The organism is Acinetobacter sp. 70_2 (assembly GCF_056736115.1).
Genome location: NZ_JBWZIP010000004.1, coordinates 40,611 through 66,430, shown reverse-complemented (window position 1 = coordinate 66,430; position 25,820 = coordinate 40,611). Strand labels below are relative to the sequence as shown.

The following is a 25,820-nucleotide window of genomic DNA, read 5'->3' as shown; positions in this document are numbered from 1 at the left end:
TATTTAGTGGCTTTTCATAAACCAGCGGTCTACATAAGGACGGCCGATTCCAACCATACCCACAAAAACAATCATTGTGCCAAGTTGTAAGCGCAAGTGAGATAAGTCAAGTTGGCCATAGCTGAGGTAATTATCTATAAGACAGTATATGGTAACTACAATGAGCCAATGCCATAAAGGAAGTCTTTTGACACCCACCGCAATAAAAGTAATTGTCAAAATGACAAAAGTACCTAATGTCGATTGCCAATTAAAATTCGCGCAAATTACACTCAGTAAAAAAGCGACGATGGGTAATACAATTTTGAAGATAAGATCTACCTGAAGCTGGTTCTTCTTTTGCTTTTCTAAGACCTCGAGCAATTCTTTTTGATCAGGTTGTTGCATACATAGCCCTATAAATCAGTGATGACATGCGATTGCATAAAATTTCAGGTAAAAACGATGAGTTATGATAGCATGATCAACAGTATTTTCAGTGATGGATGGCACTATGCACGGCATCAGCAGCATTATCTATATTATTTTAGTGGCATGTTTGCTGCCATACGCATTTACCGTAATTGCAAAATTTAAGGGTGGTTTTCAGCCCTCGGATAATCATAACCCAAGAGATTTTCTTGCTAATACAAAGGGTATCGCTGCTCGGGCAAATGCAGTACAACAAAACAGTTTTGAAAGTTTACCTTTATTTTTAACAGCTATTTTGATGGCTGAATATATGGTGGTGCCTGAGTACTTTATTTTGAGATTGGGCTGGGCATATATTATTTTGCGCGTGATTTATGGCATTTGTTACTTAAGTAATTGGGCAACTTTGCGTTCGATTGTCTGGTTTTTATCATTGTTATGCCCAATATTTTTATTGATCGTGACAATTAAGCTGACTTGAGTGTCATTCTGTCGCCATTCATATCAACTTTCGCGTGTGCGCATTGTATAATCGGCATCATTTTGATGATATCCACGTTATAATCGAGTGGATTTTACATCTGACTTCATAACGAAAGAGTATTGATATGAGTTACAGCAATATCCCAGCAGGTAAAGATGCACCAAATGACATCTATGTCATCATTGAAATTCCTGCAAATGCAGCGCCAATTAAATATGAAATTGACAAAGATTCTGATGCATTGTTTGTAGACCGTTTCATGGGCACAGCAATGTTCTATCCAGCAAACTATGGTTATGTACCAAATACTTTGTCTGAAGATGGCGACCCATTAGACGTACTTGTTGTAACTCCACATCCTGTTGCTGCTGGTTCTGTAATTCGTTGCCGTCCAGTTGGTAAATTAAACATGGAAGATGACGGTGGTATCGACGCGAAATTAATCGCAGTTCCACACGAGAAATTATCTCCACTTTACAAAGACGTGAAGGAATATACAGATCTTCCTCCGTTGTTGATTAGCCAAGTTGAGCATTTCTTCAGCCACTACAAAGATTTAGAACCAGGCAAATGGGTAAAAATCAGTGGTTGGGAAGGTGCTGACGTTGCTAAAGCTGAAGTATTGAAAGCAATCGAAGCTGCTAAATAAGCTCTGATTTTATGAGCCTAGAGTGTCACAATTGATATTCTAGGCTCAATAAAAAACCTACCTGTGTTGCCAGAGGTAGGTTTTTTTATGCTTGATAGATCTATGAATTAGAATAATTTCACAGGAATATCAAGGAAGATACGCCATTCGTTTGTGTCACCGATGTACGCATTAGATTGGTAAGCATCACTTGCACGGTAGTAAGAGTTACGAATACGAAGGCTTGCATCTTTAGCAAAACCACTTTGTACTGTGTATTTTACTTGGTTGAAGAATTCGCGCTCTTGAGCATCGTCAGTTACATTACGAACTTTGATGTCCCAACCGTATACAAATGCAGTTGTCCAGTTCAAACCAGGTAATACACCTAATTTACCGAAATCAACGTTGTATTGAATTTGTGCAGATTTCTCGTGGTTACCGATGAAATCAGACATATAAGAGTTTGGTAAATAAATACTTTGGAAACCATCAGCATTTTGACCGTAGTCATAACCAACATTACCAGTGTTTTGTTGGTAAGCAAGCATAACACTATGTGGGCCAGTTGCATAAGTTCCTGAAACTGCCCAAATATTATTGGTCTTTTCTTCGCCAGCTACACCAGTCTTACCATAATTTGGTGCTACTGCTCCAGTTGCTGAGTAAGTAATAGCATCTTTATCAAACTTAGTGTGATAACCACTAAAGTCATAAGTTAATGAGCTGTCATTTGTTAAAGGTTGCTTAAAGTTCACATTAGCATAATGGCGTTCAAGCGCATTTTTACTGTCTAAGCCATAGTAAGAGGCATTTAAGTTGTCATTGAACTTATATTTACCACCCCAAACGATTGCACGATCAAGACCATTACCGTTTACATCAGCATCGGTATTAATTTGATCAGACATTTGGTCTTTAGTGAATTTACCAGCAACTAATTCAAGATTCTTGATTTCATGGCTTGTTAATAAAGTACCTGTAAAGTATTCAGGAACCATACGGCCAGTATTACTTGCTAAAACTGGTAAATCGAGTACTTGAGTACCGTAGCGTACAGTCGTATTTGAGAAACGAGCTTTAACGCTACCGCCACCACGACCCCAATGGTCATAAGCTGAACCATCATTGTGCTTAGGAATCATTTGGTTGCCGGCATGATTATTTTCACCGATTTTAAATGAACCGTCACCAACAACGCCTACACCGAAACCAACAATACCAGGGGTAAAGCCAGATTCAAGATTTACAATTGCCGATTGAGCAACTGAGCTAGTATCTTTCGCGCCCTGTTTTTTGTCGCGAGTTAGATAACCTGTACGGAAGAGAATAGAACCGTTCGCATCTTCAACAAATCCTTTTGCCTCACTTTGCTCGCTTGCCTGAGCTGAGGAAATTATTGCCGCAGAAATGAGAACTGCTAATGTAAGTTTTTGTGCATTTAGCATATTTAAAGAACCTCATAAAAACGATAAATCCTGTGCCTTGTTATAGTTCAGGGCCTAGGATTTCCATCAATTGTATAAGTAATCTATAAAAAAGATATATTTTTGTTGATTTTATTTTATATATGCTATGCAGAAATTGATTAATGTGCTACTGGTTATTTAGTAAATTTACTATTAGCCTTTTATACTTAATCTATTGTTTAAAATAAAAAAAGTAATTTATTTTTTAGTTGATTTTTACCATTTATTTTATATTCAAACTTCAAAAAATAGTTGATTCTTGTGTTCGTTTTTTATCCATTTTTACTGGATATGTTTACTTTTTAACCTTGTTTCGAGTTGATTTTTTCAACGATTTATTTTAAACATCCTTTAAATTGTTACAATATAACATTATTTTTAAAGCGCAATGTATAAGAGTGGATTGTTATAAAAAGCCAATACAATTTAATTGAGCTGATCAAAATTAGTGCGATATTTTGCGTAAATTCTGTGCAGTACTCTTTTTGTTTATATTATCGCTTAAAAAAGACCCAAAATAGTTCACCAGTTTTAACTCAGAAATAAATAAAGAAATGAAGTAAGTAAAAATGCTCACTCACAGATCATTACAAGTGCGGTCCTCAATAATTTACATACTTTTTATATCTCGGCTTTAGATCTAAATAGAAAATTTACGCACATCAAATGAATACTTCTAAGCTCGGTAATAATTTCCGATAAGGGGTTTTTCTATGTTGAGCATTTTTAGTTTTGTAATAACTTTATTTTATTGCATTGTTTTTTATAAATATATTTTTATAAGCGTTAGGCGATATTTTCACTTTAAAAAGAATTTGATTTCAAAACTCATGCAACAGGGCGATACGAAATATGGACTTGGCACAGCAATTGCTAAAGCTTAAGTAACAAAATTTGTTTAATTCAATTAAATCGTGCGTTCATTGTGGGGGAGATCAAAATGATGAAATTTGCACTTAAAGCAGTAGCATTCGGCGTACTCACGGCAGGTTCAACCATGGTTATGGCTGAAAATGCTCCATCATCTTTTTACGGAATCACGACAACGGGTAGTGTAGCAGCGACCACAGACTATCGTTTCCGTGGTGTTACCCAATCTTCAAATAACCCTGCCATTCAAGGCGGTTTTACTTTTACTCATAAATCAGGTGCTTATTTATCACTTTGGGGCTCAAGTGTTGATTTTGGTGTAACAGGCAACTCAACTGAAACAGATGTCGCTTTGGGTTATACCAATACTTTAAAGTTATCCGATAAACTTGCACCAACTTATGATGTAGGTGTAATCCATTATGGTTACATTGGTTCGGGCCATAGTTTTGACCGTAATGGTATCGGTTACGATGGCAAAAACGGATTAGATTTTAATGAAGTGTACGGTAAGTTAACGTTTGCCGACTCTTTATTTAAAGGCGATGCACTTAGTGTAGGCGTTAACTATTCAAATGATTATTGGGCTAACTCTAAACAGTTCTGGTATTTTAACGTTGGCTATTCAGCGCCAATTGCAAACACTGGATTTACCGGACTTGCATCAGTTGGTTATAACAAATTTAAAAATAAAGAAGCTTTAGCTGTAGTTGCGGGTGGTCCTGGTACGGACGACAGCTATATCGATTATAAAGTTGGTGTAAACCGTAACATCTTAGGTATTTTGGCTGAGCTAGACGTAGTGGGTACCGATGTGAGTACTTCTGGTATGACCGATGCTCAGAAAAAACCTTATGACGCTGGCTTAGTGTTTAGTTTAACTAAAACTTTCTAAGTTTATGCTGTAGAAAAGCGGGTAAATAACCCGCTTTTTTTATTTAATTTTCTATTTCAGAAAGTAATCGTTTTAACTGGTTAAGCTCAACATCCGTGGCTTTAGATAAAGGTTTACGTGGTAAGCCTGCAGAAATACCTTGTAGCTGTAAACCTGCTTTAATTGTTTTTGGTAATCCACCATTTACGATAAAGCGCAGTAAAGGAAGTTGTTGGTAAAATGACTTCTGGGCCTGACTTAAATCACCATTTTTGACGTGTTGAATAAGCTGTTGAGGTTGCTGACCTAACAGGTTTGGTGCTGCTGTACACCAACCGCTTGCTCCTGCACATAAGGCTTCTAAAGCTAGAGGGTTGCAGCCGTTATAAAATGGGAGTTCTCCTTTTGAGAGTTCCTGAATTTTATGCATGCGCTGAATATCACCGCTACTTTCTTTCACCATCGTGATGTTTGCAATGTTGTTAAACATACGAACAATTAACTCTGGAGACATATCAACACCACTCGTTGCAGGGTTGTTATACACCATAATCGGTAAAGTCGTTGCCTGAGCAATCGCTTGGTAATATTCAAAAATCTCTTGGTCTGTTAGCTTCCAGTACGATACAGGAATCACCATAACTGCGTCTGCACCATAGCTTTGCGCGATTTGCGCCTTTTTGATGGCTTGATCAGTGGTGAGTTCTGAAATTCCAATAATGACGGGTAAGCGTTTATTAATACTTTCAATTGAAGTTTTTGCGACTAAGCACCATTCATCCCATTCAAGATAAGCGCTTTCGCCTGTACTGCCTAAAGGCGCAATTGCGTCGCAGCCATTTTCAATAAGCAAATCCAGCATCTGTTTTAAAACAGGAAGATTAATGGTGTTGTCATCAGAAAATGGGGTAACAGGGTAGCCAATAATGCCGTTTAGTTTCATGGTTGAAGTCTCTTTTTAAATACAGTCAGAATGTTTTTTCAAAGTTTTACGTGCGTAGTAAGCAAAGTTCACTTTGTTGCGTTTATCGGTAGATACCCAGTCATGAGCTTCTGTGGCTAAATCGTATGGGATCGGCTGAATTTGCCCAGCAGACATGGCTAAAAGTTGCAGTTGAGCTGCGTGTTCAATTAAAAGCGCCAAGTTGCAGGCTTCTTCAATGGTTTTTCCTGTAACCAGTTGACCATGATGAGACAGCAAAACAGCACGGTTTTTACCAAGTGCAGAAGAAATCAAAATACCTTCTTCATTACCTACAGGGACACCTGGCCAATGACCTACAAATGAGCAGTCTTCGTAGAGTGCGCAAACATCCATTTGGGAAATCATGAGCGGAATCTGTAGCATCGATAGGGCCGCTACATGGGTAGGATGAGTATGGATAATGCAGTTCACTTCGGGATGTTCTTTATAAATCCATGTGTGAAAACGGTTGGCTGGGTTTGCCATTCCTTCTTGATTGATGGGTTCTAAATCTTGATTCACCTCAAGTAAATTTGAGGCAGTAATTTCATCAAAACCTAAACCGAAACGTTGGGTAATAAAGGCCTCTTTATTTTCACTACGACATGTAATTTGGCCTGCTAAACCAGCATCATGCCCATGATCAAATAAAATACGACAAGTGAGTGCAAGCTTTTGACGTTCAGTTAAATCTGAGTCGCTAATCCACTTTTGCATGTCTTGCTGTGCGTGTTGCATCAGGTCTTGTTTGTTTACAGAAGCAGTCTTCATCTCTTCTCCAGTCCAGTTGACCAAATTAAGTAGGTGAAGGCAGAATAGAAAACAACTGGATGAATCAATACATCCAGTTTTAATAAGTTATATGGTCCAGATGGGGCAAATATGCTAAGACCTTGGCAAGTACATTTTCGTATCGATGAAAGAGAAGAAAAGACGGTTTTTTTAAAGCTTACTAACTTGATTAGTCAGGAAATTTTAAGTGGCCGTTTGGTGCAAGGGACTATGCTGCCGGGGTCTCGTAGCCTATCAAAAGAATTAGGAGTTAATCGGAAAACAGTACAAGCGGTTTATGAAGAATTAGAAGCACAAGGATGGCTTGTGACTCGCCCCAGAAAAGGCACATTTGTGGCAGATGTTTTGCCAGAAAAACAACTCCAAATAGAGTCGATATCTGAGCGAAAAGTGAATGAGAAGCCAACTATTCAAGAAGTTGCTTTATATCCACATAACGATGGTGTACCAGATCCACGGCTCATTCCCTACGAATTATTTTCGAGGGCCTATCGACATGCACTGATTAAAATTACGCAAAACCAGTACATGGGTTATGGCGACCCACGGGGAATGATTGAGCTAAGACAAGCCTTACAGCAAATGCTCTCGATGGAACGTTTTATGAATGTTGCTGAAGATGAAATTTGTATTGTACGTGGTAGTCAGATGGGAATTTTTCTTGCATCTCGTGCATTACCCAATCGGCAGGGCGTTATTGTCGTTGAAGAGCTGTATTACCCATCTGCTGTTAAAGCGTTCCAATCAAATGGCTTTCAAGTGGTTGCTGTCAAATTAGATGAGCAAGGTATTGTCATTCAAGATCTCGAACGGATTTTAAACGAACACTCGGTTGCAGCAATTTATACAACGCCACATCATCAGTACCCTACAACCGTTACTATGCCAATGAGTCGTCGTCTTCAACTCTTAGAACTTTCAAAAAAATGGGGATTTTATATTATTGAAGATGACTATGACCATGAATTCCATTATGACAGTCGGCCTATGCCGCCCTTAGCAAGTTTGCCTCATTCTGAATTAGTCATTCATGTGGGTTCATTGTCTAAAGTTTTTGCACCCGGTATTCGCTTGGGTTACATCGTGGCATCTTCACCAATCATTCAATCCATTACTGAAGATATTTTATTGATTGATCGGCAAGGTAATAACATTACGGAACTTGCGTTAGCAGATTTAATGCAGCGAGGGGAGATCAAACGACACATCCGTAAAATGAAAAAAATATATCAACTACGCCGTGACCATGCCTTAGCTGAGTTTCAGCGAGTTTTTGCTGAGTCTGTTCAGATACAACCACCTGCGGGCGGAATGGCTTTATGGGTGAAATTCCGGAAACCATTTACTCAAGATCAGCTTATAAAGTTAAAAGAACTCAATATTGATACAGAGCATAAGTTTAAACAAATTGGGTCTTCTAATTGTTGTATTCGCTTGGGTTTTGCTGCTTTATCAGAGAAAGAAATTACTGCTTTAATCGAGAAGCTAAATGAGATTCTTAATAAAAGAACAATGAACTCATAATCTGCTATTTCATTTTAAGAAAGTTCACTCTAATTGATCGTGATATTTTTGAATTTCTGAGACAAAGCTAAGCAGAAAAGATGTAATTTGTGACTTATATTCTTCAGTGTGTAGCATTTCAAAAATTTGTTCAGGGGATTTGCTAAGAAGTGAGAAGCGTAAAAATAAATCTTCAAAGAAGTTGCTGCTTACTGTCGAAAGTACTCTTCTTAAAGAAATTAGCATGTCGTCACCGCGACTAGATGCATGAACTAGAACAATGGGCTTGTCTATGATTTCGGTACGGGAAACCATCCAATCAATTGCATTTTTAAGACCGCCCGGAATACAACGAATATATTCAGGACTTGAGATAATAATGCCATCTGCGTCAGAAACAGATTTGATGAATTCTTCCACTACAGTAGGCGTTTTTTCTCCTTCATTATCTGGAGAAAAGACAGGCAGATTATTAATGTGATCAAAAACTGTAAACTCAATACTGGACGGTGCTATATCCTTCATTGCTTTTAATAGCGCTGTATTGGTAGATACTTTTCTTGCACTACCGGAGATAGCCAAAATTTTCATAGCGTCCTCTTTTTTGCCTTTTTATATAGGCATTAATAAATTCTTTAATGAACAACTCATATATATATTAAAAAAGCGGATACACGATCCGCTTTTTTATTTTAAGAATGATTGCCTCGATAAGAGAGTGCTTCTGTGAGATGAGGACTTTGAATCATCTCACTTTGAGCCAAATCGGCAATGGTCCGTGCTACTCGTAAAACCCGATGATAAGCACGTGCAGATAAATTTAAACGCTGCTGAGCCATTTCAATCATTCGCTGTGACGTGTCATCCAGAATAGCGAACTGCTCTAATTGTTTTGGTGAAAGCGCTTGATTTAAACAATTTTGTCTTTGCATTTGTTGTTCATAAGCTGAAATTACACGCTGTCTTACAGTTGTAGAGCCTTCAACAGGCGTTGGGTCTTGTAGTTCCTGAGCTTTTAAAGGTGGTACATCAATATGTAAATCGATACGGTCAAGTAAAGGTCCTGATATACGATTTTGATAACGTTTAATACTCTCTGGTGAACACTGACAACGACTGTCTTGATTAAATGCATAACCACATGGGCAGGGGTTCATGGCTGCAATGAGCTGAAAGTTTGCAGGATAAGTAATTTGCCGGGCTGCACGTGAAATAATAATTTCTTTTGACTCGAGCGGCTGGCGTAAGACTTCTAATACTTTGCGATCAAACTCGGGCAATTCATCTAAGAATAGAACACCTAAATGGGATAATGTAATTTCACCCGGTTTAGGGTGTGAGCCGCCCCCAACTAGTGCAATTGCTGATGCTGTATGGTGGGGTGCACGAAAAGGACGCTGCCCAAAAGTATGGGGCGTATTTGAAATCGAATAAATACTAGCAACTTCAAGCGTTTCTTGAGTAGATAGTGGCGGTAAAATTGAAGGAAGACGTGAGGCGAGTAAAGTCTTCCCTGTGCCCGGTGGTCCTTTAAAGAGCAAGGAGTGCCCTCCAGCGGCTGCAATTTCCAATGCACGACGTGGGCGTAGCTGACCTTTTACATCTGCAAGGTCAAATTTATACGGCATGTCATTTGAGCGGGAAGATGATTGGACCTGAGATAGCTTAGTATTTCCTAAAAAGTGTTCACAAACTTCTTTTAAATGGCTCACCGGATAACACTCAAGATTTGGTAAATGACTAATATCCTGACTATTATCTTGGGGTAAAACAATTTTATGCTGAGCTTGCTGGCATGCCATTGCCAAAGTTAAAGCACCTGAAACAGGTCTTACATGACCATCTAGTGCTAACTCTCCAATAAATTCAAAGTCTTCTGTGCAGTTCTCTGGGAGTTGACCTGAGGCAATTAATATCCCTAATGCAATCGGTAAATCTAAACGTGAACCATCTTTGGGCAAATCTGCGGGAGCAAGATTAATGGTCAGCCGTTTAGTCGGAAACTGAAATCCACTATTAATAATGGCTGAGCGAACTCTGTCTTTACTTTCCCTCACTGCCGCTTCAGCTAGCCCGACAATCGTCAGAGAGGGTAAGCCTTGACTCACATGCACCTCTACTTCAATGAGAGGGGCATGCAAACCTAAAAGTCCCCGTGTATAAATTTTAGAAAAAGACATCTTATTGTTCCATTATGGTGCTTAATTTTTAATCGTTGTAAAGTATAAGTGCGCTACATTGGTGCTTATTTTTTATTCTTTAAAGTTTCTTCTAATAGACTCACTTGTTTTTGTAGCTCTTCTAAACGTTGGTTGGCTAAATGAAGTGCAGTTTTTTGTCTTTCGATTTCTTGTTTAGATACGAGGTCTAATTTCTCGACAGTTTCATTTAATAATGCACGTAAGTTTTTTTCTAAATCTTTTTTAGGCTCGTCAATTTGTTCCAAAATAGCCTGTAATAGAGTTTCTAGCATGAGATATCCAAACTGTTGTATTACCTTATGCTTGCCAGTTTAACACTGCTTGAACCTCGGATATAGGCTTCTCGGCTTTTCCATATGGGATAACGATAAAACGAAATAAAAACAGGACTGCAAATTCATTTTATTTTTAGTAGCTCATCTACATCTTGATAACTAAATAGGTTATAAAGAAAGCTCATGCAAAAGATTCATCTCCTCCAACCTTTGAAATATTGGCATGAAAATTGAACATAAAACCTTACTGGTGAAAAGAAGCCGAAGGAAACAAACATGAAGCTTGTAACTGCAATTGTAAAACCGTTTAAATTGGATGATGTGCGTGAAGCACTCTCTGACATTGGTGTACAAGGGATTACCGTAACTGAAGTTAAAGGTTTTGGTCGTCAAAAAGGGCATACAGAACTTTACCGCGGCGCGGAGTATGTGGTTGATTTCTTACCTAAAGTAAAAATCGAAATTGCGATTAGCGATGAAATGGTCGACGCAGTAATTGAGTCAATTACTCGTGTGGCAAGCACTGGGAAAATCGGCGACGGTAAGATTTTTGTGACTAACCTGGAACAAGTCATCCGTATCCGTACGGGTGAAACAGGACCAGATGCTGTCTAAATTGGCACAAAGCTTGCTGAGCAATAAATAGCTCGCAAATGAGGTTGGGGGACACGAATGAAAAAAATGCTTATGGCGCTGAGTCTAACAGGCGCACTTTTGGGTGGTACTGCCGCTTGGGCAGAAGAGACTGTAACAACACCGACATCTGAGGTTACAGCAACATCAACGTCTGCAGCTCCTGCAACAACTGCAGCAGCACCAGCCGCCGCAGTAACTCCGGCAGCTCCAGCACCGACACCAAAACTCGATACCGGCGATACATCTTGGATTTTAGTGTCAACAGCTTTAGTACTGTTGATGACGATTCCTGGCTTGGCATTATTCTACGGCGGTATGGTCCGTAAGAAAAACGTCTTAAGTACCATGATGTTCAGCCTTTCTGCTGCAATTTTGGTAAGTTTGCTTTGGGTGATTGCGGGTTATTCAATCGCGTTCTCTGGCACAGGTGCATACTTTGGTGACTTGTCTAAAGCTATGCTCAATGGTGTAGGCTTTAATGCACTAAGTGGAACAATTCCTGAAAGCTTGTTTGTTATTTTCCAAATGACTTTTGCCATCATTACTGTCGCAATTTTGAGTGGTTCGATTGCTGATCGTATGAAATATTCAGCTTTCATGGCCTTTATTACAATTTGGGTACTTGTGGTTTATGCGCCAATTACTCACTGGGTGTGGGCAACAGATGGTTGGTTATTTAAAGCAGGCGCATTAGATTTTGCTGGTGGTACAGTTGTACATATCAACTCTGGTGTTGCTGGTTTAGTCGCAGCTTACATGCTTGGTAAACGTATTGGCCTTGGCCGTGAATCTATGGCACCGCATAACTTAACTTTAACTGTAATCGGTGCAAGCTTACTTTGGGTAGGTTGGTTCGGCTTCAATGGTGGTAGTGCGTTAGGCGCTGGTGCTCGTGCAAGTATGGCAATTCTTGTTACTCAAGTTGCTGCCGCTGCTGCTGCGTTCTCTTGGTTGGTTGTAGAACGTATGATTCGTGGTAAAGCTTCTGTATTAGGTGGTGCATCTGGTGCTGTGGCTGGTTTGGTTGTGATTACACCAGCAGCTGGTTTCGTCGGTGTCGGCGGAGCTTTAGTGATGGGCTTAATTGGTGGTGTGGTCTGCTTCTGGGGTATTACAGCACTTAAACGTTTACTTAAAGCGGATGATGCATTGGATGCCTTTGGCTTACATGCAGTAGGTGGTATTGTCGGCGCAATTTTAACTGGCGTGTTCTATAGTGATGAAATCATCAAAGCAGCTAGTGTAACTTTAGCTCCAACATTTGCAGGTCAATTGTGGGTACAAGTTGAGGGCGTATTGGCAACTATGGTTTACAGCGGTATTGCAACCTTCATTATTCTTAAAGTGATTGATATTGTGATTGGTCTGCGTGTTAATGCCGATGATGAACGTATGGGTCTGGATTTAAGCCAACATGGCGAACGTATTGAATAATTCGTAATATAACTGTCTTATAAAGAACAGTCTTGCGCTGTGATCAAAGCGATGCTTTGATCTTGCTCAGGACTGTTTTTTTGTCTCATAGAATGCTGGTTCTGTAAGTGTAGAAATTTTGCTACACTAGGTCAAAGTAATTGACCCTATTAAGTCCGCTATGCATTGTCCATTTTGCAACGCCGCAGATAGTAAAGTCATCGATTCGCGTCTAGCCGCAGAAGGTTGTCAGATTCGTCGACGTCGTGAGTGTGTAAGTTGCGGTGAACGTTTTACCACTTTTGAAAGCTATGAAGTGGTGATGCCCCGTGTGATCAAATCGAATGGAAAAAATGAACCGTTCGATGAGGCGAAGCTACGTCGTTCGCTTATGCATGCCTTACAAAAGCGCCCAGTGACACAAGAGCAGATCGAAACGGTTCTAAGCGATATTCAATTGCAGATTCGCCGTTTAGGTGAGCGTGATGTTAAGTCTAGAACTATTGGTGAAATTGTCATGCAATCTTTATTTGCACTTGACCACGTTGCCTATGTTCGTTTTGCTTCGGTTTATCAAGACTTTCAGGATGTTGAAGCGTTTCGCCGTCAAATTGAGCAAATGCAACAACGTGAGCACTAAATATTTGAGATTTATATGTCTGAGTTGAAACAAGATCAGTACTGGATGCAGCAAGCCATTGAACTTGCCAAACGAGGACTCTATTCGACAAAACCAAATCCAAATGTCGGTTGTGTCATTGTCAAAGATAATCAAATCATTGGTGAAGGTTTTCACCCGAAAGCTGGTCAACCTCATGCTGAAGTTTTTGCCTTACGTGAAGCTGGTGAGCAAGCGCAAGGTGCAACCGCTTATGTAACGCTTGAACCGTGTGCTCATTATGGACGAACACCTCCGTGTGCTGAGGCACTTGTAAAGGCACAGGTCAAAAAAGTGGTTGTGGCATGTCCCGACCCAAACCCGCTTGTTGCAGGTAAAGGTGTTCAAATTTTAAGAAATGCTGGTATTGAAGTAGAAATCGGTATTTGTGAAGGCTTAGCCGTTAAACTTAATCAAGGCTTTTTAAAAGCGATGTCTACGGGCATGCCATATGTGCGTTTAAAAGTTGCTTCTAGTTTAGATGGGCGTACTGCAATGGCATCTGGTGAGTCGAAGTGGATTACGGGTTCTGCTGCCCGTCAAGATGTTCAACATTGGCGTGCCATTTCAGGCGCCGTGATTACAGGCATTGATACTGTGATTGCTGATGATTGCCAGCTTAATGTACGTTCACTCCATGATATTGAGATCGAGACGGTTGCTCAACCAAAACGGGTAATTCTAGATCGGAGAGGGCGCTTACCGCTCACCGCTAAAATTTTAGAAAATCCTGAAACTGTCATGGTGATGGGGCCATATCGTCAGGAACTTGCTGACTTAGGCGTGATACAATTAGAAATTCAGCCTTTAAAAACACTATTACAGACCTTATCTAAGCAATACCAAATTTATGATGTGTTGGTTGAAGCTGGCGCAACTTTGTCTACCGCCTTTTTACAAGAAGGTTTGGTGGATGAAATGATCAGTTATGTTGCCCCGACTTTATTGGGGCAAAGTGCAAGAGCCATGTTCAATGCAGATTTTGAATATATGGCACAGCAACTTCGTTTTAAACTTCTTGATGTAATACAACTTGATCAAGATATACGCTTAAGGTTAATCCCTACGCAAGAGAAAGTATGAATTCAGAGCCTTCGGTTTACCACAAACGTCGTCATGCAGCTCGCACGACAGACGAATATCTTTTTCATCAGCTTGTACCATACTTGGGTAACAAGCGCCGATTGCTCCATTTGATTTTAGAAGCTCTGGAAATTACAGGGACGCTGAATAGCAAGAAAAAGAATCCTCCAATTTTTGCCGACTTCTTTGCGGGTAGTGGTGTGGTGTCTCGTTTGGCACGTCAAAATGGTTACCGAGTCATTGCGAATGACTGGGAACCTTATAGCCATGCTTTAAATCATGCGATTTTAGCTTGTGTCGATGCACCTGCGTTTAAAGAGTTGGGTGGATATCAGAAAGCCATCGATTATTTAAATAGGCTGCCTGAGGTTAAAGGTTGGGTAACGCATAACCTTTGCCCTCGTAACGATGATGTCTATGATCCGTCGCGTGACCGTTTGTTCTTTAAGCGTCGTAATGGTATGCGCATCGATGCGATTCGCCAGCAAATTGCAACATGGCAGGCACAAGGCGCAATTAATGATGTAGAAATGAGTGCTTTGCTCGCACCATTACTCTATTCGGCAAGTTTTGTAAGTAATACTAGTGGTGTATTTAAAAGCTTCCATCAAGGGTGGGGCGGACGTACACAAACGGCGTTAGAGCGCATTGAATCATTGCTGTGGCTCACACCTAGCCGTTTTTGTGAGATTGGTGACCGTAAGCGTCCAGCTGCTGAAATGTGGTGTGTAGATGCTCAGCATTTAGCAAATCAGATGAGTGGTTTTGAAGTAGATGTAGCCTATCTTGATCCACCTTATAACCAGCATGCTTATAGTAGTAACTACCACGTTTTAAATGCATTGACGTTATGGGATCAAGTCGATTTACCACCGCCAGATACCAAAGGCTATAAGAGTGGTATTGACCGTGCATGGCGTAAAGAGCGTCCAAGTCCGTACAACTCGTCTAAACATGCAAAAGATGCGTATGAAAAATTACTTTCAACCATCAATGCACGTTATATTCTGACCAGTTATTCGACCGATGGTAATATTGAGCCAAAAGATCTACTGATGGCCAATCTGGAGCGTGGAAAAGTCACTTTACTAACTCAAGATGTTCCACGTTATCGCGTAAGTAAACAACGACAGTCAGAGCGCGCACGTGTGCTTGAGTTTATTGTGATTACCGATACTCATGCCAAACCAGGACCGCCATTACGTCAATTGTTAGGCCAGCTTTACCACTTTGCCGAGCTAGGTGGTGTAGATACTTCAGGTAACAGTACGCAGCTCGCACTTTGGTAAGCGCTGCAATTTAAGCAGTGTAAAAGATTTGGAGATTGAGCCATGTTTACAGGCATTATTGAAAGTTTAGGTAAAGTAGAAAGCCTGCAAAGTGTAGGTGGCGATGTGCGTTTACGTATTCAAACCGATTTGGATATGTCTGATGTACATTTGGGTGACTCAATTGCAACCAATGGAATCTGTCTCACCGTGATTGAGTGGGGTGACAATTGGTACGCAGCAGATGTTTCTCGCGAAAGTTTAAACCGTACTACTTTGGGTAACTGGAAAGTGGGTCAACGTGTCAATGTTGAAAAAGCGATGCTGCCGACAACCCGTTTTGGTGGACACATTGTTAGTGGTCACGTTGATGGCGTAGGTGAAATTACCGTAGTACGTGAAGATGCTCGCTCAATTTATTATGAAGTGACAGCGCCTGTAGAACTAGCTAAATATTTAGCAGAAAAAGGTTCTGTAACTGTAGATGGTATTAGTTTAACCATTAACCATTTGCGCGGTAATATTTTAAGTTTGAACTTAATTCCACACACAGCAGAACGTACCAATATTGGAACATGGCAAGTAGGTAGCAAAGTTAACCTTGAAGTCGATGTATTAGCACGTTATATCGAGCGTTTATTACTGGGTGATAAAGCAGCTGAACAAAAAACCGAGTCAAATATTAGTATGGCTTTCTTAGCTGAAAATGGCTTTTTAAAATAAAGTTTTAAATCGCTAAAATAAAAAACCGGACATATGTTCCGGTTTTTTATTTTTGAAATTAATGCTTGGTCAGAGTAACCGAGTGTGTGCCGACCCATGGTTTATTATGCTGGGTGCGTGTAATTGAAAACTCACCTTTTTCTGACGCTCGTGTAAGCAAGATTGAAAGCGAATTAAAGTCGTTATGACTCATATAAAGTTCTTGTGCTGAAAATGTCCATTGCTCACCCTGATTAAGCTGCTCAAGTTGCGTTGAAATCTGATGTGGAATGTCCATTTTTACCCTCATTAATTTTCATAAGTAACCATGCGTTATTCTAATAATTATTTGAACTAAAAGAATATTATGCATGAACATTTTGTGATAATTAAATGTCATTTTGATGACAAAGATGGTTTTACAAACTTTACTTTTCTATTTTTTCATCAGAAAACTTAGAATTCTTTAAAATGTATTCAATTTCTTCTTGAGCTGCCGAATTTAGCTTAGCTCGGAAAGCCGTTACAGACTGTTCAATTAAGCTCTCAGCTTCAAGTTCTAAACGAATGCGTAAACTTTCAAGCTCAGATAAGATTTGATCATCGGTAATACTAAGTTTTACGCCAGAAGAGTAGTTAACTGCTGGTGTTTCAGGATTTTTCTGATAACGCGCAGTTTGTTCTGCAACTTCTTGTTCTAGGTGACTGCGGAAAGCTTGTAGAGCTTCGGTTTGTTCACTAAATTTACGAACTTCGTCTGCTTGTAATTCAGCAGCATAGGCTGCTTCCATTGCGCGCTTATCTGCAAGAGACTTTTCTAAAGCAAGCTGACGACGAATACGTGCCTGTTCGATTAACTCTGCTTTTAAGTCAGCATAAGCTTGTTCAATGTTTTGCTGTGACTCTAGTTGGGCCTTCTCATCATTGAGTACCCAAAGTTGAATAGGCGTCTGAGGCTCTAATAAATCACAAATACGTGCCAAATCCTGTTGATAGGCATGACGGACAGCTTCAGGCGCATTTAACCATCTTTTTTTAAAATCTTGCCCGACATTTAATGCCACCACAGTTCTCCTTTGTTCAACAGTATCTACATTTTAGCGCGTTATAATTTAAAGGTTCGAGGTTCTATACCCAAACGACGATACATTTTAAATTTTTCTCGGCCAATTTGCTTGGCTGCTTCATTATTTTCAACAATTTCTATAATGTGGCTAAAATGATTCACTTGTTCAAGTGCATGATTGTTAAAATTAAATACCAACCAGCCTTGTTCAGATGGTTGTTTAGCCGAAATACATACTGCTGCGTCTGCCTGATCAATCCCATGTGTAATGAAACTGGTCGGATCAAAGCTCCACAATTTTTCATCAAGTGTTTGTTGTAACTGTACATCTGGGCAATACCACCAGATGTTTGAATGCTTCAGCAAGATCTTTCGACATAAACGGCAAGCACTATCGACTTGCCGTTCTTCACTGGTTTCAAACAGATAAAAGCTAACTTTAGCCATTCGTATTTACACGGTTAGCCAAGAATTGCATAAGTAGTGGTACTGGACGGCCAGTTGCACCTTTGGCTGTACCTGATAACCAAGCTGTTCCTGCTACATCTAGATGAGCCCAACGATAGTCACGAGTAAAACGCTCAAGGAAGCAGGCTGCTGTAATTGCACCACCATGTGGTCCACCAATGTTAGCGATGTCTGCAAAAGGTGAGTCCAATAGTTCTTGATAATCATCAATCACTGGCATGCGCCATACACGGTCAAATGACTGCTCACCCGCTTGTTGAAGCTCAGCTGCTAAGGCATCATCAGGAGAGAATAAACCGCTTAGCACTTTACCTAATGCAACTACACAAGCACCAGTTAATGTTGCGATATCAACAACGACTGCCGGATTGAAACGTTTGATATACGTTAACGTATCGCAAAGAACCAAACGGCCTTCTGCATCCGTATTTAAAATTTCAACAGTTTGACCACTCATGGTCGTTACGATATCACCTGGACGAGTCGCTTTACCTGAAGGCATATTTTCTGCGGCTGCAATTGCACCCACCACATGGATTGGAAGGCGTGCTTCACATAGTGCGCGAATCGTGCCGAGTACAGAGGCTGCTCCACACATATCGAATTTCATTTCATCCATGCCAAGGCCTGGTTTTAAAGAAATACCGCCTGTATCAAAAGTAACGCCTTTGCCGACAAGTACGACAGGAGCTTGTTCAAGCTGTGCTTGGTATTCAAGAGTGACAATACGACCCGGACGCTCAGATCCTTTGCTGACTGCAAGGAATGCATACATGCCTAAGTCAGCCATTTGCTGTTCATTTAAGACAGTCACTTTGAGTAAATCAGGGAATTCTGCTGCTAAAGCTAAAGCCTGTTCAGCCAAATATTCAGGGAAACAGATATTACCTGGACGGTTTCCTAAGTCACGCGCAAAAGACTGACCAGATTGTACCGCGTGCACTAACGCAAGTTGATTTTCATCAAGGCTAGTTTGTGGACTAATTAAATCAACTTGTTGTAACAGAAATTCATTTTTTTTCGATTTAAACTCATCATAACCATAAGCTGCTTGAGTTAAGCTTAAGGCGAATAAATAATGGTATTCGACAGGTAATGCAGCAATATCAATTGCGATATGCTTAAATTTATTTTGTGTCGATTTGATAATGGTTTGTGCCAATTTAGCTAACTTAACTGCTTGAAGTTCAGCTGCTTTTCCTAAACCAAGTAGTTGGCTGTGAGGTTGAGTGCTAAGCTGACCAAATAATGGCAGTGTCTCATTGAAGTTAGCTTTATATTGAGTCGCCGTAAGAATACTTTCTAGGTTATTGATTTGATATGTATTGAGGTTGCTTTGTAGCTGTTCTGAATCAACTAAAACCCACAAAGATTCATTAGATGTTTGTTCAGGAAAAGTTGTATAAGTTGTAAATTTCATGGCTGCCGTGATTGCCTATAGAAAGTTATGTTGGATTAAAACATTGAAACACTTTCAAGCATAGCGTTGCAATGTGCGGTTTTATATTTTTAACATTCGGGTAAACTAGCGTTCGTCCCGTTTAGCCTTTTGGAAGTATTAATTTGATTATTCGGCGTTATCTCGTCAAGCAAGTTGTCTCTACCTCATTGGTGGTCATTGCATTATTGACCCTAATCATGATGGGTGGTCGTCTGATCAAATACTTTGGTGTGGCGGCACAGGGGCGTTTAGATGCAAGTATTTTATTTAGCATCATTGGATACCGTTTACCTGAATTTTTAACCCTAATTTTACCACTGGGATTTTTTATTGGTTTAATGTTGGTGTTTGGTCGTTTATATGTTGACCATGAAATGGCTGTTTTGAATGGTAGTGGGGTAAGCCGTCATCAGTTAGCGCGTTTACTCATTCCAATGACACTGGTTTATATGGTTTGTCAGTCTGTACTTATGCTATGGATGACGCCGTGGGGACTCCGTGAATTTGAAAAACTAACGACGACCCAAGCTGTACGGACAGGCTTTGACTTGGTTCGACCAAGAGAGTTTATTTCTTCGGGGCCTTATACGATTTATGCAGGCTCATTGTCGGAAGACCGTAAAAACCTCAAGGATATTTTCTTTTATCAACGTGCGACCAAAGAAGGCAAGCCAGATGTCATGATTTTGGCAAAAGAGGCAACACGTGTTGAGATGGCTAATGATACAGCCAATGTTGTCGATCTGGTTCAAGGTCGCCGTTATGAAATATATCCGGGACAACCGAAATATACGCAAGCAGAGTTCCAGTCTTACCGCTTAAGACTTGAGAATGATAAAGACGTCAAGTTTGAAAGTAGCGAAGTAGAAGCACTTCCAACTTCTAAGCTATTGGCTAAAACAAATGATCCAGTCATTAGAAGTGAATTGGGTTGGCGTTTATTTGGTCCGTTTACCATTATTGTTGCCCTAATGATGTCGGTTGCATTGTCTGAGGTAAGTCCTCGACAAGGTCGTTATTATCGTCTTATTCCATCTATTTTTATTTTCGCGAGCCTGATTGTGCTTATGATTGCGATTAAGACTCGTATTAGTAAAGGTGAGTTGGATATTTGGGCTTATCCAGCGGCTTTATTGGTTTATGCAATTGCAGCTGCCTTATTTTCACGTAAACAGAAATTAGGGCCGAAAATCAAGAAACAGATCAAGCGAGTGAAATTATAATGTTAGCACGTCGAATAGTCGCCAAATATGTGACGAAAACCACTGCGCTTGCAATGTTTGGTACCACCATTGTCTTATCTGTTTTGCAAGTCTTGTTTACCTATTTGGGTGAGTTGGGTGAGTTAAAGCCTGACTATAATGCATGGCAAGCTTTTATCTATGTATTATGGGGCGCTCCTCGTTATCTATACGAAATTTTGCCTATCTCGGCCTTAATTGGTGCTGTGATTGGGTTGGGCGCTTTAGCATCCAACAGTGAACTCATCGTGATGCGCTCAGTTGGGATTAGTTTATGGCGTATTGTGGGCTGGGTGATGCGTTCAGCTTTGCTACTCATTGTTTTATCTTTTGCGTTAAGCGAGTGGGTTGTTCCCTATACCAATGAGAAAGCACAAAGTATCAAAAGCCATCGTTCAGTAGCGGCTTTAGGCGAAGTGAAAGGTTATTGGTCACGAGAAGGGCAACGCTTTATTTATATTGATTATGCAAACTCGCAAGGAAATTTAAGAGATATTCAGGTGGTCGACTTTGACAAAGAATATCACTTGCAGTCGGTAATTAATGCAGAGCAAGGAAAGTTTATCAAAGACGGTCAATGGTCTTTGCAAAAAGCTAGCCAGACCGACATTCTTACAGATGGTAATTCAATACAAAATAACCATGATCAGCAGTCTTTAGGGTTGGCTTTACAACCTAAATATGTACACATGGTGACTTTAGACCCTGAAGACTTATCTCCAAGTCAGCTCATTAGTTTTATGCGCTATATGGAGGAATATAGCCAAGTTCCTAAAACTTACCAATTGGCTTTCTGGCAAAAAGTTGCCTCTCCATTTTCATTGATTACTCTTGTATTAGTGGCGTGTTCTTTTATTTTTGGTCCACTACGTCAACAGTCAATGGGTTTCCGTTTGGTGATTGCACTCTTTATTGGTTTAGGCTTCTATTACTTGCAAGATTTCTTGGGTTACGCAAGTTTGGTATATGCACCTTCTCCAGCTTGGTTTGTACTTGTACCTATTATTTTAATGTTTGGTGCCGGAAGTTACTTACTTTACCGTGCCCGCTAATTTGAAAGAATATGAATGGCTTTCTCAATGATGTGCATTGGTGAAAGCCATAGGAATAAATAGAGTCTTCACCGAAAATTCGGTAAGATATTGCGATGAAATTGTAGACAAAAGAGAAATTGATTATGACGGATGCAACTGCTGGCAAGATCCCTCACGTTCTGGTCATTATGGATGGTGTTGGACACCGTGAAGCGATTGAAGATAATGCTTTTCTTGCAGCAAAAACCCCGAATTTAACTGCAATGAAAGCAAAGCATCCAAATAGTCTGATTTCTGGTTCTGGCGAAGATGTAGGTCTACCTGACGGACAAATGGGTAACTCCGAAGTTGGCCATATGAACCTTGGCGCTGGCCGTGTGTTGTACCAAGATTTTACCCGTATTACTAAAGACATTCGTACTGGCGATTTTTTCAAACATGAAGTGTTGATTGACGCTGTTGAAAAAGCAAAAGCGGCAGGCGGTGCAGTTCATATTATGGGCCTACTTTCTGAAGGTGGTGTTCATTCACACGAAGACCATATTGTGGCAATGTGTGAGCTTGCATTAAAACGTGGTGCAAAAGTTTACCTTCATGCATTCCTTGATGGTCGTGATACTCCTCCACGTAGTGCTCAACCTTCATTAGAAAAATTAGACGCTTTGTTTGCTCAATATGAAGGCAAAGGACGTATTGCAACCATGATTGGTCGCTACTTTGCAATGGACCGTGACAACCGTTGGGACCGCGTTGAACAGGCTTACCGTTTATTGACTGAAGGTGAAGCAGTTCGTACTGCAAATACTGCAGTTGAAGGTTTAGAGCTTGCCTATACAGCTAATGAAAATGATGAGTTTGTAAAAGCAACTCGTATTGGTGATGTGGCCAAAGTTCAAGACGGCGATAGCGTTGTTTTCATGAACTTCCGTGCTGACCGTGCTCGCGAAATTACTCGTGCATTTGTTGAAAAAGACTTCGCCGGTTTTGAGCGTAAAGTTGTACCGAACCTTTCTAAATTTGTCATGTTGACACGTTATCAGGCAAGTATTGATGCACCTGTGGCATATATGCCTGAAGAGTTGAAAAACTCACTTGGTGAATATTTATCTTCTCTTGGCAAAACACAATTACGTATTGCTGAAACAGAAAAATATGCTCATGTCACATTCTTCTTTAGTGGTGGTCGTGAAGATGAATACCCAGGTGAGAAGCGCATTCTAATTCCATCACCAAACGTTGCAACATATGACTTAAAGCCTGAAATGAGTGCTTATGAAGTAACTGATGAACTCGTTAAGGCAATTAACTCAGGTGAGTACGATTTACTTGTTGTGAACTTTGCCAATGGTGATATGGTAGGTCATACAGGCGTATTTGATGCTGCTGTTAAAGCTGTTGAAGCGGTTGATACATGTTTAGGTCGTGTATACGAAGCTGTGATGGCGAAAAAAGGCCACATGCTTATTACTGCTGACCATGGTAACGTTGAGCAAATGCAGGACTACGAAAGTGGTCAGGTTCATACTCAACATACAACAGAGCTTGTACCATTTATTTATGTTGGTCCAACACAAGCGACTATTGCAGAAGGTGGTGTACTTGCAGATGTTGCACCGACCATCCTTAATTTAATGCAGATTCCTGTACCTGCGGAAATGCAAGGTCGTAATCTGATTACATTATCTGCATAAGCGATAGGTGACTAAATGCTGCAACACAATATATATAAAGCTTTTTTTGGTAGTGTATTGATGTGTTGCAGCCACCTTGCTCTTGCTGCTCCTGTTGTAAAAGAAAAATTATCGCCTCAGCATGCTGATTCACAAGAATCTGAAGAAAGTTATGCAGAAGTCCCTATTGAATCGATTCAGCAGTTTGTACAAATTTACGGAATTGTTCGCGATAACTATGTCGATGAAAAGTCGGACGACGCTTTATTTTTACAAGCAATTAAAGGCCTTGTTAGTGGTCTAGACCGTTACTCCCGTTATTTGTCAGCTGAAGAATATCGTCAACTCATTCAATATACCGAAGGCGACCTTGCTTCGGTTGATTTCGCGTTAAGTCCAGAAGCACATATTCATAAATGGATGATTCGTGACCTGAAGGCGGGTTCAGACTCATATAAATTAGGCTTAAGAAATGGCCAAACTATTTTAAAGATCGACAATCAAGAGCTTAAGAATCTGACGCAAGATCAAGTATTTGGTTTGCTTTATGGATCGATAGGATCAACACTTCAAGTACAGACAGAAGAGTCAAATACCCCAATCAGTTTGGTTCGTAATAAAAAGATTGAAACCGATATCGAACCTGTCATGTTACACAATCAGGTATTGGTCTTAAAAATTAGAGTATTCCAGCAAGATACTGCCAATGAGATCAAACGTTTAATTGAAGAAAATAGCTCTTCACGTTTAAAAGCCGTATTAATTGATTTACGAAATAACCCAGGCGGGCTGTTATCTGCTGCTGTTGAGTCAGCCGATTTATTTTTAAATCATGGCATTATTGTTTCTACAAAAAGTCGTTCGGAAGGCAATCAGCAATTTCAGGCTTTACCGGGAAACGATTTTCAAAATATAAAAGTTGGTATTTTAATTAATCACCGATCTGCATCGGCTGCAGAAGTTTTTACTGCTGCAATGAAAGAGCACCAACGTGCTTGGGTCATTGGTGAGAAAAGTTATGGAAAGGGCGTTGTACAAAAGCTTTTCCCTTTACCAAGTGGGGCAGCCTTACAAATGACGGTCTCACATTACTACACACCAAATGGTAATATGATTGAAGGGCAAGGTATTCAGCCTAATCAGACCTATCCCTTACCTCCAGAAATGAAAGAAGAAGTTTATTTAGATCGTGTTGCCGATCTCCTTCTAAAAAGGAAGTAAGCTTTATACTTCCTGTTCAGTTTCAGTATCTAATCCAAATTTCTTCAAACGATAGCGTAAAGAACGGAAAGTCATTCCTAGTTTTTTAGCTGCTAAGGTTCGATTCCAATGGGTCATATTGAGTGCATTGAGCAAGATATCTTTTTCAATACTTTCTAAATAACGCTCCAAGCCCTCAGTAGGCAATTTCTTTACAGTCTGTGGAGCAGCATTCGCCGGACTCGGTAAGCTTTGAGATGCCGATGTTATTGGATGAGGAATATTTGCTCTTAAAGGTGCAGGATGCAAATGTGGTATATCAATGTTGGCATCGTCACTTAAGGTAATTGCTCGCTCAATCATATTTCTTAATTCGCGAACATTGCCCGGAAAGTGCTGCTGTAACAAGTAAGTTTCAGCTGCTTCGGTTAATTGCTTAGGTGGGGTTTCCCACTCCATACAAATTTTCTGAATAAAGTGATTTGCAAGTAACAAGACATCTTCACCACGTTCACGTAGAGGCGGTAACATCAGGTCCATAACGTGGATACGGAAGAATAAATCCTGACGGAATTTGCCTTGTCTAACCAATAAATCTAAGTCTTGATGACTCGCACTAATTACCCGAAAATCAACATCAATTTCCTGATCGGAACCGACAGGACGGATCTTTTTTTCTTGTACCGCACGGAGTAGTTTAACCTGCATACTGAGTGGTAATTCGGCAATTTCATCTAAAAATAAACTACCGCCATGAGCCGATAAAATTAGGCCTTGTTTGTCTTGCGTGGCACCGGTAAAACTACCTTTTTTATGCCCAAACAGCTCACTTTCCATGAGTTCGGTTGGAATAGCACCGCAGTTAATCGCAATAAAAGGACCTTCACTACGGTTACTCAGCCGATGAACTAGGTTAGCAACTACTTCTTTACCTGTTCCAGACTCACCCGTAACAAATACCGGTGCTTGAGAGCGAGCAATTTTTTTAATTGCGATGCGTAATTGTTGAATAGGCAGAGAACGACCGATTAATAATTTGTTTTCTAAAGCACTCTCGGCAAAATCATACTCTGTTTTTTGCCGATTCAAGGCTTTCTGTAATAACTGATCTAGATGTACTTGGTTGATGGGTTTGCTTACAAAATCAAAAGCACCTGCTTTTAATGCTGCAATTGCAATATCCATATTGCCGTAGGCAGTTAAAACCGCAATGGGTGTGTTGGTGTAATTTTGAGAGACATGTTTGACTAAATCTAACCCACTTCCATCGGGTAGGTTTAAATCGGTTAAACATGCATCGTAATGAAACTGTGTGAAGAGTTGTTTGGCCTGTTCAACCCGATAAGCAAGATGTGTTTTAATCCCCATTCGTGCAAGTGTCATTTGCATTAAAAGGCACAAATCTTCTTCATCGTCTACAAGCAAAACGAGTGGTTGCTGTTCTGCCATTTCCCCAAAAACCTAATAAA

General features: G+C 40.2%; 26 protein-coding genes. 14 read left to right on the top strand and 12 right to left on the bottom strand.

The window, feature by feature from the left end; all coding sequences use genetic code 11:
- Positions 1-3: 3 nt before the first annotated feature.
- Positions 4-387, bottom strand: a complete 384-nt coding sequence (locus tag AC1PJ9_RS02975; RefSeq protein WP_311086996.1) for a hypothetical protein — start codon at positions 385-387, stop codon at positions 4-6.
- A 106-nt stretch (positions 388-493) separates the two neighbouring features.
- Between AC1PJ9_RS02975 and AC1PJ9_RS02970 the strand changes: the two genes are divergently transcribed.
- Positions 494-892, top strand: coding sequence for an MAPEG family protein (locus AC1PJ9_RS02970; RefSeq protein ID WP_213064718.1), 399 nt, complete (start codon positions 494-496; stop codon positions 890-892).
- A 127-nt stretch (positions 893-1,019) separates the two neighbouring features.
- Positions 1,020-1,544 carry an inorganic diphosphatase gene (gene ppa, locus AC1PJ9_RS02965; protein ID WP_002121243.1) on the top strand — a complete coding sequence of 175 codons (525 nt, stop codon included), beginning with the start codon at positions 1,020-1,022 and terminating at the stop codon, positions 1,542-1,544.
- A 107-nt stretch (positions 1,545-1,651) separates the two neighbouring features.
- Here the strand turns inward: ppa and AC1PJ9_RS02960 are convergent, their stop codons facing one another.
- Positions 1,652-2,971, bottom strand: a complete 1,320-nt coding sequence (locus AC1PJ9_RS02960) for an OprD family outer membrane porin (RefSeq protein WP_311086995.1) — start codon at positions 2,969-2,971, stop codon at positions 1,652-1,654.
- Between the two features lie 961 nt (positions 2,972-3,932).
- On the opposite strand from AC1PJ9_RS02960, the gene AC1PJ9_RS02955 reads away from it, so the two are divergent.
- Positions 3,933-4,757 (top strand): TorF family putative porin, encoded by an 825-nt coding sequence (locus tag AC1PJ9_RS02955; RefSeq protein ID WP_311070231.1) that lies wholly within the window; start codon positions 3,933-3,935, stop codon positions 4,755-4,757.
- 43 nt (positions 4,758-4,800) lie between these two features.
- Here AC1PJ9_RS02955 and AC1PJ9_RS02950 read toward each other — a convergent pair whose 3' ends face one another.
- Both AC1PJ9_RS02950 and AC1PJ9_RS02945 read right to left on the bottom strand, forming a co-directional pair.
- Complete coding sequence (locus tag AC1PJ9_RS02950) at positions 4,801-5,679, bottom strand: dihydrodipicolinate synthase family protein (protein ID WP_311070230.1); 879 nt, start codon at positions 5,677-5,679, stop codon at positions 4,801-4,803.
- Positions 5,680-5,694: 15 nt separating this feature from the next.
- Complete coding sequence (locus tag AC1PJ9_RS02945; protein ID WP_311086994.1) at positions 5,695-6,471, bottom strand: aldolase; 777 nt, start codon at positions 6,469-6,471, stop codon at positions 5,695-5,697.
- Between the two features lie 111 nt (positions 6,472-6,582).
- Here AC1PJ9_RS02945 and pdxR point away from each other — a divergent pair, with 111 nt between their 5' ends.
- Positions 6,583-8,016 (top strand): MocR-like pyridoxine biosynthesis transcription factor PdxR, encoded by a 1,434-nt coding sequence (gene pdxR / locus AC1PJ9_RS02940; RefSeq protein WP_311086993.1) that lies wholly within the window; start codon positions 6,583-6,585, stop codon positions 8,014-8,016.
- Between the two features lie 24 nt (positions 8,017-8,040).
- Here pdxR and AC1PJ9_RS02935 read toward each other — a convergent pair whose 3' ends face one another.
- The 3 genes from AC1PJ9_RS02935 to AC1PJ9_RS02925 all read right to left on the bottom strand — a co-directional run bounded on the left by AC1PJ9_RS02935 (position 8,041) and on the right by AC1PJ9_RS02925 (position 10,468).
- Entirely contained in the window at positions 8,041-8,586 is a 546-nt protein-coding gene (locus tag AC1PJ9_RS02935) for an NADPH-dependent FMN reductase (protein WP_311086992.1), read from the bottom strand.
- A gap of 101 nt (positions 8,587-8,687) precedes the next feature.
- A complete protein-coding gene (locus tag AC1PJ9_RS02930; RefSeq protein WP_311086991.1) occupies positions 8,688-10,175 on the bottom strand; it encodes a YifB family Mg chelatase-like AAA ATPase in 1,488 nt (495 codons plus the stop codon).
- A gap of 65 nt (positions 10,176-10,240) precedes the next feature.
- Positions 10,241-10,468, bottom strand: coding sequence for an accessory factor UbiK family protein (locus AC1PJ9_RS02925; RefSeq protein WP_002048939.1), 228 nt, complete (start codon positions 10,466-10,468; stop codon positions 10,241-10,243).
- Between the two features lie 279 nt (positions 10,469-10,747).
- On the opposite strand from AC1PJ9_RS02925, the gene glnK reads away from it, so the two are divergent.
- The 6 genes from glnK to AC1PJ9_RS02895 all read left to right on the top strand — a co-directional run bounded on the left by glnK (position 10,748) and on the right by AC1PJ9_RS02895 (position 16,252).
- On the top strand, positions 10,748-11,086 hold the full coding sequence (gene glnK / locus AC1PJ9_RS02920; protein ID WP_000780326.1) for a P-II family nitrogen regulator: 339 nt from the start codon (positions 10,748-10,750) through the stop codon (positions 11,084-11,086).
- 57 nt (positions 11,087-11,143) lie between these two features.
- Positions 11,144-12,541 (top strand): ammonium transporter, encoded by a 1,398-nt coding sequence (locus tag AC1PJ9_RS02915; RefSeq protein ID WP_311070224.1) that lies wholly within the window; start codon positions 11,144-11,146, stop codon positions 12,539-12,541.
- A 160-nt stretch (positions 12,542-12,701) separates the two neighbouring features.
- A complete protein-coding gene (nrdR, locus tag AC1PJ9_RS02910; protein WP_000543541.1) occupies positions 12,702-13,160 on the top strand; it encodes a transcriptional regulator NrdR in 459 nt (152 codons plus the stop codon).
- A 15-nt stretch (positions 13,161-13,175) separates the two neighbouring features.
- On the top strand, positions 13,176-14,261 hold the full coding sequence (gene ribD, locus AC1PJ9_RS02905) for a bifunctional diaminohydroxyphosphoribosylaminopyrimidine deaminase/5-amino-6-(5-phosphoribosylamino)uracil reductase RibD (RefSeq protein WP_311086990.1): 1,086 nt from the start codon (positions 13,176-13,178) through the stop codon (positions 14,259-14,261).
- Positions 14,258-15,550, top strand: a complete 1,293-nt coding sequence (locus AC1PJ9_RS02900) for a DNA adenine methylase (protein ID WP_001083669.1) — start codon at positions 14,258-14,260, stop codon at positions 15,548-15,550. Before ribD ends, AC1PJ9_RS02900 begins: the two co-directional genes overlap by 4 nt.
- A gap of 42 nt (positions 15,551-15,592) precedes the next feature.
- Positions 15,593-16,252, top strand: coding sequence for a riboflavin synthase (locus tag AC1PJ9_RS02895; protein WP_004710964.1), 660 nt, complete (start codon positions 15,593-15,595; stop codon positions 16,250-16,252).
- 58 nt (positions 16,253-16,310) lie between these two features.
- Here AC1PJ9_RS02895 and AC1PJ9_RS02890 read toward each other — a convergent pair whose 3' ends face one another.
- The 4 genes from AC1PJ9_RS02890 to AC1PJ9_RS02875 form a co-directional block, all read right to left on the bottom strand.
- Positions 16,311-16,529, bottom strand: coding sequence for a hypothetical protein (locus AC1PJ9_RS02890; RefSeq protein ID WP_004883640.1), 219 nt, complete (start codon positions 16,527-16,529; stop codon positions 16,311-16,313).
- A gap of 130 nt (positions 16,530-16,659) precedes the next feature.
- Positions 16,660-17,298 (bottom strand): cell division protein BlhA, encoded by a 639-nt coding sequence (gene blhA, locus AC1PJ9_RS02885; protein ID WP_022575135.1) that lies wholly within the window; start codon positions 17,296-17,298, stop codon positions 16,660-16,662.
- 38 nt (positions 17,299-17,336) lie between these two features.
- Complete coding sequence (locus tag AC1PJ9_RS02880) at positions 17,337-17,744, bottom strand: DNA polymerase III subunit chi (RefSeq protein WP_031982176.1); 408 nt, start codon at positions 17,742-17,744, stop codon at positions 17,337-17,339.
- Positions 17,737-19,185, bottom strand: a complete 1,449-nt coding sequence (locus AC1PJ9_RS02875; protein WP_311086989.1) for a leucyl aminopeptidase — start codon at positions 19,183-19,185, stop codon at positions 17,737-17,739. Before AC1PJ9_RS02875 ends, AC1PJ9_RS02880 begins: the two co-directional genes overlap by 8 nt.
- Before the next feature lie 143 nt (positions 19,186-19,328).
- Between AC1PJ9_RS02875 and lptF the strand changes: the two genes are divergently transcribed.
- The 4 genes from lptF (at position 19,329) to AC1PJ9_RS02855 (ending at position 24,372) form a co-directional block, all read left to right on the top strand.
- A complete protein-coding gene (lptF, locus tag AC1PJ9_RS02870; protein ID WP_205200467.1) occupies positions 19,329-20,429 on the top strand; it encodes an LPS export ABC transporter permease LptF in 1,101 nt (366 codons plus the stop codon).
- The gene (gene lptG / locus AC1PJ9_RS02865; protein WP_039249061.1) at positions 20,429-21,499 is read left to right on the top strand and encodes an LPS export ABC transporter permease LptG; all 1,071 of its coding nucleotides are present in this window, start codon (positions 20,429-20,431) and stop codon (positions 21,497-21,499) included. Before lptF ends, lptG begins: the two co-directional genes overlap by 1 nt.
- Positions 21,500-21,624: 125 nt before the next feature.
- Positions 21,625-23,172 carry a 2,3-bisphosphoglycerate-independent phosphoglycerate mutase gene (gpmI, locus tag AC1PJ9_RS02860; RefSeq protein WP_311086988.1) on the top strand — a complete coding sequence of 516 codons (1,548 nt, stop codon included), beginning with the start codon at positions 21,625-21,627 and terminating at the stop codon, positions 23,170-23,172.
- Between the two features lie 15 nt (positions 23,173-23,187).
- Entirely contained in the window at positions 23,188-24,372 is a 1,185-nt protein-coding gene (locus tag AC1PJ9_RS02855; protein WP_311086987.1) for a S41 family peptidase, read from the top strand.
- A gap of 3 nt (positions 24,373-24,375) precedes the next feature.
- Here the strand turns inward: AC1PJ9_RS02855 and AC1PJ9_RS02850 are convergent, their stop codons facing one another.
- The gene (locus AC1PJ9_RS02850) at positions 24,376-25,800 is read right to left on the bottom strand and encodes a sigma-54-dependent transcriptional regulator (RefSeq protein ID WP_311086986.1); all 1,425 of its coding nucleotides are present in this window, start codon (positions 25,798-25,800) and stop codon (positions 24,376-24,378) included.
- Between the last annotated feature and the right edge of the window lie 20 nt (positions 25,801-25,820).

What these genes read in the sequence shown, in the direction of transcription:
- AC1PJ9_RS02975 (WP_311086996.1), bottom strand. Translation starts at nt 387, where the DNA reads ATGCAACAACCTGATCAAAAAGAATTGCTCGAGGTCTTAGAAAAGCAA.
- AC1PJ9_RS02970 (WP_213064718.1), top strand. Translation starts at nt 494, where the DNA reads ATGCACGGCATCAGCAGCATTATCTATATTATTTTAGTGGCATGTTTG.
- ppa (WP_002121243.1), top strand. Translation starts at nt 1,020, where the DNA reads ATGAGTTACAGCAATATCCCAGCAGGTAAAGATGCACCAAATGACATC.
- AC1PJ9_RS02960 (WP_311086995.1), bottom strand. Translation starts at nt 2,971, where the DNA reads ATGCTAAATGCACAAAAACTTACATTAGCAGTTCTCATTTCTGCGGCA.
- AC1PJ9_RS02955 (WP_311070231.1), top strand. Translation starts at nt 3,933, where the DNA reads ATGATGAAATTTGCACTTAAAGCAGTAGCATTCGGCGTACTCACGGCA.
- AC1PJ9_RS02950 (WP_311070230.1), bottom strand. Translation starts at nt 5,679, where the DNA reads ATGAAACTAAACGGCATTATTGGCTACCCTGTTACCCCATTTTCTGAT.
- AC1PJ9_RS02945 (WP_311086994.1), bottom strand. Translation starts at nt 6,471, where the DNA reads ATGAAGACTGCTTCTGTAAACAAACAAGACCTGATGCAACACGCACAG.
- pdxR (WP_311086993.1), top strand. Translation starts at nt 6,583, where the DNA reads ATGCTAAGACCTTGGCAAGTACATTTTCGTATCGATGAAAGAGAAGAA.
- AC1PJ9_RS02935 (WP_311086992.1), bottom strand. Translation starts at nt 8,586, where the DNA reads ATGAAAATTTTGGCTATCTCCGGTAGTGCAAGAAAAGTATCTACCAAT.
- AC1PJ9_RS02930 (WP_311086991.1), bottom strand. Translation starts at nt 10,175, where the DNA reads ATGTCTTTTTCTAAAATTTATACACGGGGACTTTTAGGTTTGCATGCC.
- AC1PJ9_RS02925 (WP_002048939.1), bottom strand. Translation starts at nt 10,468, where the DNA reads ATGCTAGAAACTCTATTACAGGCTATTTTGGAACAAATTGACGAGCCT.
- glnK (WP_000780326.1), top strand. Translation starts at nt 10,748, where the DNA reads ATGAAGCTTGTAACTGCAATTGTAAAACCGTTTAAATTGGATGATGTG.
- AC1PJ9_RS02915 (WP_311070224.1), top strand. Translation starts at nt 11,144, where the DNA reads ATGAAAAAAATGCTTATGGCGCTGAGTCTAACAGGCGCACTTTTGGGT.
- nrdR (WP_000543541.1), top strand. Translation starts at nt 12,702, where the DNA reads ATGCATTGTCCATTTTGCAACGCCGCAGATAGTAAAGTCATCGATTCG.
- ribD (WP_311086990.1), top strand. Translation starts at nt 13,176, where the DNA reads ATGTCTGAGTTGAAACAAGATCAGTACTGGATGCAGCAAGCCATTGAA.
- AC1PJ9_RS02900 (WP_001083669.1), top strand. Translation starts at nt 14,258, where the DNA reads ATGAATTCAGAGCCTTCGGTTTACCACAAACGTCGTCATGCAGCTCGC.
- AC1PJ9_RS02895 (WP_004710964.1), top strand. Translation starts at nt 15,593, where the DNA reads ATGTTTACAGGCATTATTGAAAGTTTAGGTAAAGTAGAAAGCCTGCAA.
- AC1PJ9_RS02890 (WP_004883640.1), bottom strand. Translation starts at nt 16,529, where the DNA reads ATGGACATTCCACATCAGATTTCAACGCAACTTGAGCAGCTTAATCAG.
- AC1PJ9_RS02880 (WP_031982176.1), bottom strand. Translation starts at nt 17,744, where the DNA reads ATGGCTAAAGTTAGCTTTTATCTGTTTGAAACCAGTGAAGAACGGCAA.
- AC1PJ9_RS02875 (WP_311086989.1), bottom strand. Translation starts at nt 19,185, where the DNA reads ATGAAATTTACAACTTATACAACTTTTCCTGAACAAACATCTAATGAA.
- lptG (WP_039249061.1), top strand. Translation starts at nt 20,429, where the DNA reads ATGTTAGCACGTCGAATAGTCGCCAAATATGTGACGAAAACCACTGCG.
- gpmI (WP_311086988.1), top strand. Translation starts at nt 21,625, where the DNA reads ATGACGGATGCAACTGCTGGCAAGATCCCTCACGTTCTGGTCATTATG.
- AC1PJ9_RS02855 (WP_311086987.1), top strand. Translation starts at nt 23,188, where the DNA reads ATGCTGCAACACAATATATATAAAGCTTTTTTTGGTAGTGTATTGATG.
- AC1PJ9_RS02850 (WP_311086986.1), bottom strand. Translation starts at nt 25,800, where the DNA reads ATGGCAGAACAGCAACCACTCGTTTTGCTTGTAGACGATGAAGAAGAT.